Source organism: Brevundimonas sp., assembly GCF_032107865.1.
Taxonomy (GTDB): Bacteria; Pseudomonadota; Alphaproteobacteria; order Caulobacterales; family Caulobacteraceae; genus Brevundimonas.
In genome coordinates this window covers 1-13741 of the sequence record NZ_DAMCNG010000062.1, presented here as the reverse complement: position 1 = coordinate 13741, position 13741 = coordinate 1, and the positions used below count along the sequence as shown (strand labels likewise).

Here is a 13741-nt window from a genome sequence, read left to right as displayed (position 1 = left end):
CGTCCGCCCTGCCAGGCGCGGCGGTGTTCGGTGCCTCGGGCTGCGGCGCCTGCCATACCATACGCGGAACGGAGGCCAACGGCCTGGCCGGGCCGGACCTGACCCACGTCGGTTCGCGCCAGACGCTGGGCGCGGGCATCCTGCCCAACAATCAGGGCACGATGGCGGGGTGGATCGCCGACAGCCAAGGGATCAAGCCGGGCAACCGCATGCCGTCCTATCCAGTGCTGACCGGGCGCGAGCTGCGCGACCTAGCCGCCTATCTGGAAAGTCTGAAATGACGTCGGAAACCGGCTTCGATGTCCGCAAATACGGTCGCTTTCCCACCGCAGAGCTGCGTCCGGACGGCGAGCTGGAGCAGCTGGAAGCCGCTTGGTGCGGTCCGCGCCGTCCCGGCGAGTGGATCACGGCGATCAACAACAACATCATCGGCGTCTATTACGTCGGCGCGGCCATGCTGTTCTTCGTGCTGGCGGGGGTGCTGGCGCTGCTGATGCGCACCCAGCTGGCCCTGCCGATGACGGGCTTCCTGCCGCAGGATACCTACAACCAGATCTTCACCATGCACGGCACGGTGATGATGTTCCTGTTCGCCGTGCCGGCGGTCGAGGCGCTGGGCGTGCTGCTGCTGCCGCAGATGCTGGGGGCGCGCGACCTGCCGTTTCCGCGTCTGGGGGCCTATGCCTTCTGGGCTTATCTGATCGGCGGTCTGGCCTTCTTCTGCTCCCTGTTCTTCGGCCTGGCGCCGGACGGGGGATGGTTCATGTATCCGCCGCTGACCGGCATGACCTATTCGCCGGGAATCAACGCCGACTTCTGGCTGCTGGGCATCGGTTTCATCGAGATCTCGGCCATTGCCGGAGCGATCGAGATCATCGTGGGCGTGCTCAAGACGCGCGCGCCCGGCATGACGCTGGACAAGCTGCCGGTCTTCGCCTGGGCCATGCTGATCTTCGCCTGCATGATCATCATCGCCTTTCCCTCGGTGATCCTGGCGACCTTGCTGCTGGAGCTGGAACGGGCGCTGGGCTGGCCCTTCTTCGACCCGCTAAAGGGCGGCGATCCCATGCTGTGGCAGCACCTGTTCTGGTTCTTCGGCCACCCGGAGGTCTACATCATCTTCCTGCCGGCGGCCGGGGCCATGTCGACCATCATCCCCGCCATGGCGCGCACGAAGCTGGTCGGCCATCCCCTGGTGGTCATGGCCATGCTGGCGACCGGCTTCATCAGCTTCGGCGTGTGGGCGCACCACATGTTCACCACCGGCATGCCGCAGATCAGCATCAACTACTTCAGCGCCGCCTCCATGGCGGTCAGCGTGCCTGCCGGGGTGCAGGTCTTCGCCTGGATCGCCACCATAGCGGCCGGAAAGATGCGCTTCACCACGCCGGGTCTGTTCGCCGTGGGCGGTCTGGTCATCTTCGTCATGGGCGGGCTGACCGGGGTCATGGTCGCCATGGTGCCCTTCGACTGGCAGGCCCACGACAGCTACTTCATCGTCGCCCACCTGCACTACGTCCTGATCGGCGGCATGGTCTTTCCCATGTTCGCGGCCATCTACTACTGGCTGCCCATGTCCAGCGTCCGGCCGCTGAGCGAGCGCATGGGAAAATGGATATTCTGGCTGATGTTCGCGGGGCACAACATCGCCTTCCTGCCCATGCACCTGACGGGGCTGATGGGGATGCCGCGCCGGGTCTACACCTATCTGCCGGGACGCGGTTGGGACCTGCCCAACTTCATCTCGACCATAGGGGCCTTCCTGTTCGGGCTGGCGGTCCTGCTCTGGGTCATCGACATGATCCGCAACTTCCGCCCCTTCGGCCCGCGCGAGGCGGGCAACATCCACGACGGCCCCGGTCTGGAATGGCTGCCCAGCGGCTATTATTCCGTGCGCTCCGTCCCCGTGGTGAAGAGCCTATATCCGCTCTGGGAGCAGAAGGGGTTGACGAAGGAGGTGCAGGAGGGGCGCTGGTTCCTGCCCGGCGCGGCGGGAGGCGAGCGCCAGACCCTGGTCACCAGCCCTCTGAACGCTGAGCCGCAGTATGTCTTGCGCCTCCCGCGTCCGTCACCCTGGCACGTGTTCGGCGCCCTTTTCACGGCAGGCTTCTTCCTTATCCTGACCATCCAGGCCTATGTCGCCGCCGTGGTCAGCGGCGTGCTGGCGATCTACTGCATCATGCGCTGGTGCTGGTTCCTGGACGCGCCGCACAGCCGCAAGACGACCGACATCGGAGCGGGCGTCCGCGTACCTAACTATGTTTCGGGTCCGTCCAGCCACGGCTGGTGGGCCATGGTGATCGTGCTGATTGTCGGCGGCATGGTCTGCCTGCTGGCGGGCTTCTCCTATGTCTTTCTGTGGAGCCGGCGGCCGGATCTGTGGCAGGCGCCGCCGGAGACGGCGTCGATGATGCTGCACCTCGGCGTTCTGGCCCTGGGGGGGCTTTGCGCCGCAGCGGCGCCGCACGTTTTGCGCCGGACCGGGAAGGGAGCGGAGACGCTCGCTACGGTTCTTCTGGTCATCAGCGCCATCGCCGCCGCGACGGCGATAGGGCTTGAACTCCAAGCCTGGTGGACCGCTGGGCTCAAGCCTGACGCCACCAGCCAGGGCGCCGCCGTCTTCGCCCTGCTCGGGTGGTCGGCGACGTTTGCCGGGATCGGGATGTTAATGGGACTCTACATCCTGCTGCGACGGGCGTTCAGGCGGCTGTCGGCCGAGCGGCCGTCGACGGTAGACCTGATCGGCCTCTTCATGACCTATACGGCGGCGCAGGCGGTGATCATGGTGCTGCTGATCCGACTGTTTCCGGGCTCCGGCGCATGAGGCGCTGGCTGGCGATGACGGCGGGGCTGCTGATCTGGGCCGCGCATTTTCTAGGGCTTTACCTGTTGGCCAGCGCCGCAGACGTGTGGTCCTCGACCGAGGCGGCCGCCGGTCGCTGGATCGGATTGGGTTTCAGCCTTCTGTGTCTGACGCTGATCGCCGTCGCGGCCTTCGCCATGGCGCGGCGTCCGGCGCCGGATGAGCCGGCTCTTTGGGAGCGGCGGGTCGCCCTGACCGGCGCTCTGGTCGCCGCTGTCGGCGTGACCTGGCAGACCGCACCGCTGGCGTTCTGAGAAATCGCTCCAGCCAAGCTGGATCATTCCACAACTGGAACATATCATGAACAAATGGCGCAGATTGATTTGAGACGAAAGCTGGCGGTGCTGGCGGATGCGGCGAAGTATGACGCTTCATGCGCCTCATCGGGTTCGGCCAAACGAGATTCCTTGGGCGGTCGCGGGATCGGCTCGACCGAGGGCATGGGCATCTGTCATGCCTATACGCCGGACGGCCGGTGCGTCAGCCTGCTGAAAATCCTGCTGACCAACTTCTGCATCTACGACTGCGCCTATTGCATCAACCGGGTGTCATCGAACGTCGAGCGGGCGCGTTTCACGGTGCGGGAGGTCGTGGACCTGACCCTGGCCTTCTACAAGCGCAACTATATCGAGGGCTTGTTCCTGTCGTCGGGGGTGATCCGCAACGGCGACTACACCATGGAGCAACTGGTCGAGGTCGCGCGGCGATTGCGCGAAGACCACCACTTTCGCGGTTACATCCATCTGAAGCTGATCCCGGAGGCGGACGCGCGGCTGGTCGAGCTGGCGGGCCTCTATGCCGATCGCTTGTCCGCCAACATCGAACTGCCTCGCGACGAGGCCTTGGGCCGACTGGCTCCCGAAAAGGACGCGCGGACAATCCGCAAGGCCATGGGGCAGGTGCGGCTGAAGCTGGAAGCAGCCCGGCCCGAAAAGAACGACCGAAAACGCCCGCCCGCCTTCGCCCCAGCGGGACAGTCGACCCAGTTGATCGTCGGCGCCGACGGGGCGCCGGACACGGAGATCATGGCGCGCAGCGCCGCCCTGTATGGCGGTTACGGCCTGCGCCGGGTCTATTATTCCGCCTTCAGCCCCATTCCCGACGGCTCCAGCCTGTTGCCGCCCACCAAGCCGCCGCTGATGCGCGAACACCGGCTTTATCAGGCCGATTGGCTGATGCGATTCTACGGCTTCACCGCGCCCGAGATCGGGGAGGGGACGGATGATGGAATGCTGGATCTGGCCGTCGATCCCAAACTGGCCTGGGCGCTGCGACGGCGCGAGGCCTTTCCCGTCGACGTGAACCGTGCAGCGCGTGAGACGCTGCTGCGGGTGCCGGGCCTAGGCGTGAAGGCGGTTGACCGCATCCTGTCTGTGCGACGCCATCGGACCTTGCGGTTGGAGGACGTGGGGCGGCTGACGCGCTCTATCGAGGCGGTACGGCCGTGGATCACCGCCTTGGACTGGACGCCCGGCGGCCTGACCGATGCGGCGGACCTGCGTGCGCGCCTGGCCCCCCGGCGCAAGGCCGAACAGTTGAGCCTGTTCTGATGCGTACCCTTGTCCTGGCCGATCCGCTTGATTTCGACGGCTGGCGCGAGGCGGCCCGGCGTTTGCGGTTGGCGGGCGTCGAGCCGGCACAGGTGCGGTTCGTCGTGGGCCATTCGCGCGGCGACCTGTTCGACGAGGCGGCAGCTCTTCCCGAAGTCGAGGGTGCATTCAACGCCCCGCGCGCCTTCATGGAGACGGCGACGCAGTTGATCCAGCATCGATCCGAGAGTCGTTTGGATCTGATGTATCGCCTGCTATGGCGCTTGAAGGATCAGCCTGACCTGCTGAACGTCCTGTCTGATCGGGACGTGGCCGAGGCGGCTGATCGGGTGAAGGCGGTGCGCCGCGCCGCCCACAAGATGAAGGCCTTCGTCCGCTTCCGACAGGCCGAGGATGAGGCAGGCGAACACTGGGTCGCCTGGTTCGAGCCGGCGCATCGCGTGTTGCAGGCGACGGCTCCTTTCTTTGTCCGTCGATTCAGCGCCATGCGATGGACGATCCTGACGCCGGACGGCTCAGCTCATTGGAACGGCGAGGCGTTGGCCTACCGCCCCGCCGCCGAGCTGGCGCAGGCCCCGACCGAGGACGCCATGGAGGATCTCTGGCGCACCTACTACGCCTCGACCTTCAATCCGGCGCGGCTGCGGCCTCAGGCGATGCAGTCGGAAATGCCCAAGCGCTATTGGAAGAACCTGCCTGAGGCGACGCTGATCCCGGAACTGATGGCCGCCGCGTCGGTTCGCACCGAAGCCATGGTGACCCGCCCCACGTCTCGACCCAATGATAGGTTCCAGCGCGTCCGCGCGCCGGTGGTCGATCGCGCGGCGACTGACGATCTGGCTCCCGAAAGCCTGGATGAATTGGCGCGCGGCGTTCAGGGGTGCCGCCGCTGTCCGCTATGGCGTGACGCCACCCAGGGCGTTTGCGGCGAGGGGCCGAAGCGCGCTGCTCTGATGGTTGTGGGCGAGCAGCCGGGGGATCAGGAGGATCTGGTCGGGCGACCGTTCGTCGGACCTGCGGGCCGTCTTCTGGGCGCGGCGTTTGAAGAGGCGGGACTGAACCGACGCGATCTCTACCTCACCAATGCGGTGAAGCACTTCAAGCACGAGCCGCGCGGCAAGCGTCGCTTGCACAAGACTCCCAATGCAGCCGAGGTCCAGGCCTGCCGTTGGTGGCTGGATCACGAGCGGCGTCTGGTGAAGCCCCGGCTGATCCTGGCGCTGGGCGCGACGGCGGGTCTGGCGGTGCTTGGCCGGAAGCCTGCCGTGCAGGCCGAGCGCGGCCGGGTCATGACGACGGTAGACGGCGCGCGTGTGCTTCTTACGGTGCATCCCGCCTATCTGCTGCGCCTGCCTGATCCGGCTAGGAAGGATAGCGAACGCGCCAGATTCCTGGCGGACCTCGCGGCCGCATCGGCCCAGTTTTAGAGTCTGTCGGCGAAGCTCAGGCGAGGAAGTTAAGTGTGAGGTATCGCCCAAATCCTACTCCCGCACCCAAGCTTACAAAGCCCCGATGGCTAACGCCACGGGGCTTTCTGCTGTCTGGGCCTAACCCGGACGCTTCCAACTGGAACTTGCCCAGGCCGAACGCCGGGATGATCTCCAGGCCTCTCGACAAGGTCGTCCTGCTTCTGGCTCGAAATGTATCGAGCTGCGCTGGCCCAGGCTGTTGCAAGCGCGGAGTTCGAACCAAAGGATTTGGTAGATTTTGCGAGCTCGATCGCGGCTATGAATGCCTTCAACCGGAACAAGCAGTTCGTAGGTGTCGTGTTTTCGGAACTGAGCGAATGGCGGCTGTTGGCGCTTCCAAGCCGCTGTTGAACTATTCCATGCACTGACGAGAATTGGCCTATTTCGCATCAATTTTCATGAAAATAACTCTCAATAAGAAGTGTACTCAGTTTCTGCACTTACAAATTGAATCTGAATCAGCATGAAACGGCCTCGAAACTATAATCCCGCCAACTCAGCTATGGCGCTAGATCGACGCCCCGAAAGACAACTGTCCTCGGGGGATGCCGAACATGAACAACACTCGCTTCAAGTCGATGCTGCTTTGCGGCGCGGCTTCGGTTGGGCTTGGCCTGGGTTTAGCGCCTGCCGTCGCCATTGCTGATGAGGGCGCTCCCGTCGCCGTTGCTGTCGTCGATGCGGGCCAACTGACAGGCGTCGTCACGGACGCCGAGCGCGGCGGCTATTTGGTGGGCGCTGAGGTTCGGATCGAGGGGCAGGACGCCGTCGCCGTCACGGATCGTGAAGGTCGCTTTACCTTCCAGCGTGCGCCGATCGGACGTCATGTCGTCTCCATTCACTATATCGGTCGCGCCACGCACCGCATGGAGGTGGGCATCGCCGTCGATGCCGTAACTTCTGTACAGGCCGCTCTATCGATGGATATGGGCGCGGCGTCGGTCGCGGACGTGGTCGTCGTCGGACGCCGCCCACAGGCTGAGTCTGAAGCGGCGGCCCTGCAGATCCAACGCTCGTCCACGGCCCTAGTGAACGTGGTCTCAGCCGACGCCATCGGCCACTTCCCGGACCAGAACATCGCCGCCGCCCTCAGCCGCCTGCCTGGCGTTGCTGTCGAGCGCGACCAGGGCCAGGAGCGTTCGATCAGTCTGCGCGGCGCGCCGTCTCGCTGGAGCACCATCTCCTTCGACGGCGTCAATGTGATCGCGCCGGGGGGCAAGAGCGCGCGGACCGACACGATCCCTGCGGCCATCGCCAAGACGGTGGCGGTGCGCAAGGCGGTGACGGCGGCCATGTCGGGCGAGACGCTGGCCGGCAACATCGACATCACCACGCGCGGCGCCTTCGACTATCCCGATCTCGCGGCCTCGCTGAACCTGGGCTACGGCTACAACGACCTGGGTGGGCGCAGTCAGTACGACGTGGGCGGCTTCATCGCCGACACCTTCGCCGACGGCCGGTTCGGCGTGGCCCTGTCGGCCTCGCGCTACGAGCGCAACATGATCACCGACAATTTCGAAACGGACTGGGAAGTCGCCTCGGAAGATCGCGAACCCGGCGCCGAGGCCCGAACCTGGGCCGACGCCCACCAGAACAAGCTCTATCGGCTGACGCGCAGCAACACCGCCTATGCCGGCCGTTTCGACTACCGCCCGTCGGACGAGCATCGCTTCTTCTTCAGCAGCATCTATACGGAATTCACCGACGACGAGATGCGCAATGCGCACGAGTTCGACCTGGACGACAGCGCCGTGCGCACGGATCTAGCTGCGGTGACCCGTGGCTATGCCGATGTCCGCACCGGCAATACGGCGGTTCAGGGAACCATCTACGGCGTTGAGCTCGACAGCAGCTTGAACGTCAACCACACCAAGGAAAGCATCTTCACCAACACTCTGGGCGGCGAGCAGCGGTTTGGCGACTGGGGCGTGTCCTGGCGCCTGAACTATACGCAGTCGAAGGCCGAAGGCGGACCGTCGTTCAACTCGTCCTGGCGTAGCCCGCGTCCCGGCGGAAAGGTGGATTACAGCCTGCGCCCCACGGTGGTTTACGACTTCACCAACCGTGAGCAGCACGGCGTCCAACTGTTTGAGACCATCGTCAATCCTGACGGAACCTTCTCGCGCGGGGCTTCCAAGCGTTCGCTGGATCCACAGGACTATGAGTTCGTCTATCTGCGCTCCACGACCCGTCTTCAGGACAGCCAGTCCTACAGCGCCCGCGTGGACGTCACGCGCGACCTGAGCCTGTTCGGCCGTTCGACCGAGCTTCAGTTCGGGGCCCAGTACGACGACCGCTCCAAGGAGGACATGCGTCAGACCCTGGAGATCGTTCCGGCCATGTTGACGGCGGCCGGCGTGGCTTTCCCGTCCCCGGCGGATTTCGCCATCAATGATCCGTACAAGGGCGATCTGCCGCTGGGCTACGCCTTCCGCTATTTCTCCGAAAGCGGCGCCAAGGCGATCTGGAACGACCTGCACGGACGCGGCCTGAGCCGGGTTCAGGCCAATACGTCCGAGACCAACAATTACAAGGTCTCCGAGAGCGTGTTGGCGGGTTACGCCATGGCGACGACCTATTTCGACTGGGGCAACATCCTGGTCGGGGTTCGCGCCGAGCGCGTGGAGAATGAAGGCGAGGCCCTGGTCAACAAGGGCGGCGGCTTCGAAAAGGTGCAGGTAGGCGACGACAACATCGTGGTTCTGCCCAGCGCACACTTGAACTGGGACATCAGCGACCAGCTCAAGCTGCGTCTGTCGGCCAACACCGGTGCGGCGCGCCCCGACTTCACCCTGCTGCGTCCCAATTACAGCGTCAGCGACGAGGACGAGATCATCAGCGGCGGCAATCCGTCTGCCGGGCCGGAAAAGGCCGTCGGCGTGGACGCCTATCTGGAATGGTATCTGCCGACCGGCGCCTTCTTCTCGGTGGGCGCCTATTACAAACGCCTCAGCGACGTCCTGTTCAGCATTGAGTATCCACGCTTCGGCAGCGATGTCCTGAACCAGCCCGGACTGGATCGTTCCGAATACGCCTACGCCACGACGGACAACGGCGGCAGCGGCTATCTGGGCGGCTTCGAGGTCGCCGTCTCGCAGACGCTGGAGCCTTTCGCGGACCGTTTCGGTTTGCCGGACTGGGCCTCTGGTTTCGGCGTGCGGGGCAACCTGACCCTGAACACTTCGGAGACCGAGGCCCCGGATGGCCGCAAGGTGCCGCTGCCGGGCGCGTCGGACCTGATCTACAACGCCGCCCTGTCCTATGAACGCTATGGTCTCTCGACCAGCCTGAGCTGGCAGTATCGAACCGAATGGCTCGACAGCCTCGGTGACGGCGACATCCTGGGCGACGGCTATTGGGACGAGGTCGGTCGCCTGGATTTCCGCGCCAGCTACGCCTTCAACGACAACGCCGAAATCTACTTCGACGCCAACAACCTGCTGAATGAGCCGGGTATTCGCTACCAGGGCGAGACCTGGCGCGTCTCCGAGTACGAGCGTTTCGGCGCCCGCTACATGATCGGTCTGCGCCTGAACTTCTAGGGCCGGTTGAGCGACCGTTCGCCGTTCCTCCTTTCTGGCGGCGAACGGTCGCGCTCTCCTTCAACAGAAACTTCCTCGGCCCGCGCGGCCGCTCATTTGACCGGGGCGTCTCATGTTCAAGCGAACCCTCTTCCTTTCGGCCGGACTGGTCATGGCCCTCGGCCTGGCTGCTCCGGCGGCTGCGCAGAACGTGGCCGGCGTCGCGCGTCCTTCGTGGGCGCCGTCGGGTCTTCCGGACCGCGTGGTTCTGAGCCCTGGTGCAGATGCGGCGCGCGAGATGGCCGTGGCCTGGCGAACCGATGTCCGTCAGGCGGACGCCGTAGCCGAGATTGTGGAAGCGATCGACGGCCCAGCCTTCGAGAGCCGGGCGCGAACCGTCGACGGCCTGTCGACGGACGGCGTCGTGCGGGGCGGGCAGGGGCGTTACCACGCCGTCCGCTTCACGGACCTGAAGCCGGGCGCGGGTTACCTCTATCGGGTCAAGGGCGCCGACGGCTGGTCCGAATGGCTGAGTTTCCGGACCGCCGCGGATGATGCGGCGCCGTTCCGCATCCTCTATTTCGGCGATACCCAGAACAGCATCCTGTCCAAGGGCGCGCGCACTATCCGGGCGGGTCTGATGCGCACCTCGCCGGACGTGGTGGTCCATGCCGGCGATCTGACCGGGCGATCGCATGACTGGGAGTGGGCCGAGTGGACGGCGGCCGGCGGATACGGCTACGCCATGGTTCCGCAGATACCGGCGGCCGGCAATCATGAATACAGCGACGACGATGACGGCCGACGCCGGCTCGGGCCGCTGTGGGCTGCCCAGTTCGCCTTGCCGGAGAACGGCGCCGAGGGCGTCGTCGAGACCAGCTACTATACCGACTATCAGGGCGTGCGCTTCATCGTCCTGGACGGCACGGCGGGAACCAGTCTGGATGCGCTGGATACCCAGACCCGCTGGCTGGACCGGACCCTGGCGTCGAGCACGGCCCGCTGGAACATCGTCATCCAGCACCAGCCGATCTACACCTGCGCCCGTCCCAACGACACCGAGGCCCTGAAGGCCGCCTGGGAGCCGATCTACCGCGCGCGCAACGTCGACATGGTCCTTCAGGGCCACGATCACTGCTACAGCCGGATCACCGATGGCGGCGGCAAGGCGTCGGGCGAGGCCCGACGTGCGCAAGGCGCGGCCCAGGGCCCCGTCTATGTCGTCTCTGTCGCGGGGCCGAAGATGTACGGACTGAACGACCGCGCCCTGACACAGCCGGATCGCGTGGCGGCCGACACCCAGATGTATCAGACCATCGACGTGGAGGCGGGGCGGCTGCGCTATCGCGCCTATACGGTGTCGGGCGTCCTCTATGACGCCGTGGACGTCGTCCGGGCGGCGGACGGGACCAAGACCCTGCGCGAAGCGGTCGAGACCTTGCCGCCGTTGCGGCTTTGCGACGGCGATGTCGGGCCTGACGGGGCGCCGTGCGTGGGCAGCGCGAAGTAGCGCCCCCGTGTCCTCAACTTCATCTCATTCAGGACAGGATCTTCCCATGACGAACCTCGCGCGCCGGCTGCTGGTTTCCGCGCTTTCGGCCTCGCTGGCCGCCGCCGCTTTCGCTGCGCCGGCATGGGCGCAGGATTCGGCGCAGGCTCACGCGCCTTCTCAGAGTGCAGCGGCTCCGGGACGGGCGAAGAACGTCATCCTCTTTCTGGCCGACGCGGCGGGCGTCTCCTCGCTCAACGCCGCCAGCCTGATGGCCCACGGCGAGCCGATGAAGCTGCACATCCAGCAATGGCCCCACCTGGGGCTGAGCGAAACCTCGCCGGTCGATCAGTTCGTCTCTGACTCGGCCAACGGCATGTCCTCGATCATGACGGGGGTGAAGACGCGCAACGGGGTGATCAGCCAGACCGCCGACGCCGTGCGCGGCCGTCAGGACGGCGCCCCAACCAAGACCCTGCTGGAGTACGCCGAGGAACGCGGCTTGCGCACCGGCGTGATCTCCAGCCAGTCGATCGCCGACGCCACGCCTGCGGCGACCTACGCCCACTCGAACGATCGCGGCAAGTGGGGCGAAATTTTCCCTCAGGCCTTATCGCCGCGTTTCGGCGACGGGGTGGACGTCCTGTTCGGCGCCGGCCGTCAGAAGATCGGCGAGCAACTGGCCGCGAGGGGGACCAGCTTCGACGCTCTCAGCCAGGCGCATGAGCGGCCGATCTACGCCCGCCTGGACGAAGCGCCCGCCTCGAACGCCCGGCCGGTGGTCGTGGCCGATCGGATGGACGTGCGCGCGGCGACCCTGAGGGCCCTGGACCTGTTGCAGGCCGCCCCCGAGGGCTATCTGCTCGTGGTCGAATGGGACGCGCATACGGATGACGTCCGTAAGGGGCTGCAGAACATCGCGGACTTCGACCGTCTGATCGCCGAGGTCGAGGGGCGCATCGACCTCGACGACACCCTGCTGCTGTTTACCGCCGATCACTCCTTCGGCTTGCAGGTCGACGGCGGACGGCGCGGCGATCCGGTTTTGGAGGGCTACGAAGCCTGGAAGACGGCCGGAGGCGACGACGTCGTCGTCCGGCTGAAAAATGTCCTGGTCAATCGCACCCACACGGCGGAGGAGGTTCCAGCCCTGGCCATCGGCGCCGGCGCCCATGGTGTCCGAGGCTACTTCCCTAACACTCGCCTGTTCCATGTGATGATGGAGGCTTGGGGATGGAAACCGGACCAGGCTCTCTCTGACTAGACCCAGCCCTTCTTGCAGCAATGAACATTGGCGTCCCGATCGTCAGGATAACCTTGGCCGCCGGTGGCGGTGGAGATCACAGCTGGGCGCCGGCAGGTCGCGGTGCGGGTGGGTTGCCTGGGCATTGAAGTGGGGATGCCTTGGAGATGTCAGAGCAGATCGATCTGTGACGTCGAAGCCGGGCCCGAAAGCGGGTTCGGCAAACGTCGCCTAAGGGTGGAAGGCAGACATTGGTAGGGGCATAATCCGGCTAGAATGAACGGAAGGCTTGGGCGCCACACCCCATGACGACAGAGAGACGGCGGCGGGCAGCTGTTATCGGTGGCATTGCCTTGGTCATGATCGCTGGTGCGTTTTTTGGCGGCTGGCGCCAGTTGGGGCTTATCCACCTGTCGCCATCTACGCCCTCGTCATCCCGGTCAGCGCTTTTGTTCTCGGCCTTATGCTGCTTCTGAAATCTGGGTTTATCGACCTTCTCAATATGACGAGAGCGGAAAGGAAAGCCGCTACGGAGTGTCAGAAGGCTGAACTTTCTAAGGTGACACGGCCGTCGATTGCTCTGTTGATCGTTCTATTTTTGGCGGGTGCGCTGATGTTGGCCGCGCCGATGGCAGGTGGCCGATTTGGCTGGGGCGGAACAGCGATTGCCACGTCTCTATATTTTGTCGGCCTAGCGGCGCTGCCACTCGTCTCGTTTTTGGGAACGCTGCTTCGATTTCGAGAAATCAATATTTTAGCTCAGAGAATCTGAAGTTGTGACCGTCCGCAACGGGTCGCTATCGGACATCAGTGAGGCGTTTGTTCAGCAACTCATTCGATTCGGCTTGGCTCGGATATAGGACTCATCGCTCGCTTTTGCGCGGCAACGGAGCCTGGCTGTACTCGTCACTTGTCAGCGTGGTCATTAATTGAACCGTTGGTCGGTGGTGCGGCCCAGAAATATTCAAGCTGAACTTTGGGGGGTGTCAGGACTCTGGCGGCGCTACGAAGTCGCCGCCGAGCGCGAGGTGGAGGTCGATCCGGCGCACCAGGCGCTCGCGGCGCACCGCCAGCAAGGTTATCGCGGTGGCGTTTGCGGATAGCTGGCGCTGCATCACCTCGCGGAGGTCGGACTTGCCGATCCGGTAGGACTGCTGGGCCAGGCCCGCGACGCGACGGTTGTCCTCGGCGGCCAGGCTCAGCAATTCCTCGCTGTGGCCAGACTGTTCTCTGCGTCGAGTGCGGTTTCGACCTCGCCGAGCGCTTGCAAGGCCAGGCGGGCATAACTGGCGACGGCTTCGCGCTGCTCGGCGTCACGCAGGCGCACGGTCCCGGTGAGGCGTCCTCCCGTGTACAGCAGCCCGACGGTGGCGGCGCTGGCGCCGGACGTCGTGCGCTCGAAGTTTTGCTGGGTGTCTATAGCTTCGCGCGAGATGCGCCCGTGCCCTGCAGACAGCGACAGCGAGGGCCAGAACGAGGTCTTCGCCGCGCCGACCAGATCGAAGGCGGCGGCGACGCGCCGCTGCGCCGCCACGAGGTCAGGCCGGCGACCAAGCGTATCGAGGGGCATGCCGGCCGGCATGCCGGCGGGGAAGGGCGAGAGCTC

At 65.1% G+C, this 13741-nt stretch carries 11 protein-coding genes; 9 read left to right on the top strand and 2 right to left on the bottom strand.

The window, feature by feature from the left end; genetic code table 11:
• The 9 genes from RT567_RS07430 to RT567_RS07390 all read left to right on the top strand — a co-directional run.
• Positions 1–281: c-type cytochrome (locus RT567_RS07430; protein ID WP_313575448.1), on the top strand; the 281-nt coding region annotated here is incomplete at its 5' end.
• Complete coding sequence (locus RT567_RS07425) at positions 278–2824, top strand: cbb3-type cytochrome c oxidase subunit I (protein ID WP_313575446.1); 2547 nt, start codon at positions 278–280, stop codon at positions 2822–2824. The genes RT567_RS07430 and RT567_RS07425, both read left to right, overlap by 4 nt.
• Entirely contained in the window at positions 2821–3117 is a 297-nt protein-coding gene (locus RT567_RS07420; protein ID WP_313575445.1) for a hypothetical protein, read from the top strand. Before RT567_RS07425 ends, RT567_RS07420 begins: the two co-directional genes overlap by 4 nt.
• A 54-nt stretch (positions 3118–3171) precedes the next feature.
• Positions 3172–4413, top strand: coding sequence for a putative DNA modification/repair radical SAM protein (locus RT567_RS07415; RefSeq protein WP_313575443.1), 1242 nt, complete (start codon positions 3172–3174; stop codon positions 4411–4413).
• Positions 4413–5840: a UdgX family uracil-DNA binding protein gene (locus RT567_RS07410; RefSeq protein ID WP_313575442.1), complete on the top strand. Its 1428-nt coding sequence runs from the start codon at positions 4413–4415 to the stop codon at positions 5838–5840. Before RT567_RS07415 ends, RT567_RS07410 begins: the two co-directional genes overlap by 1 nt.
• A gap of 596 nt (positions 5841–6436) precedes the next feature.
• Positions 6437–9424, top strand: coding sequence for a TonB-dependent receptor (locus RT567_RS07405; protein ID WP_313575440.1), 2988 nt, complete (start codon positions 6437–6439; stop codon positions 9422–9424).
• A gap of 112 nt (positions 9425–9536) precedes the next feature.
• Positions 9537–10913, top strand: a complete 1377-nt coding sequence (locus tag RT567_RS07400) for a metallophosphoesterase family protein (RefSeq protein WP_313575438.1) — start codon at positions 9537–9539, stop codon at positions 10911–10913.
• Between the two features lie 46 nt (positions 10914–10959).
• Entirely contained in the window at positions 10960–12156 is a 1197-nt protein-coding gene (locus tag RT567_RS07395) for an alkaline phosphatase (RefSeq protein ID WP_313575436.1), read from the top strand.
• 268 nt (positions 12157–12424) lie between these two features.
• Complete coding sequence (locus RT567_RS07390) at positions 12425–12907, top strand: hypothetical protein (RefSeq protein ID WP_313575435.1); 483 nt, start codon at positions 12425–12427, stop codon at positions 12905–12907.
• Positions 12908–13121: 214 nt separating this feature from the next.
• Here RT567_RS07390 and RT567_RS07385 read toward each other — a convergent pair whose 3' ends face one another.
• Positions 13122–13340 carry a hypothetical protein gene (locus RT567_RS07385; RefSeq protein ID WP_313575433.1) on the bottom strand — a complete coding sequence of 73 codons (219 nt, stop codon included), beginning with the start codon at positions 13338–13340 and terminating at the stop codon, positions 13122–13124.
• A partial coding sequence (locus tag RT567_RS07380; protein WP_313575432.1) for a TolC family protein occupies positions 13334–13741 on the bottom strand: 408 nt, incomplete at its 5' end. The genes RT567_RS07380 and RT567_RS07385, both read right to left, overlap by 7 nt.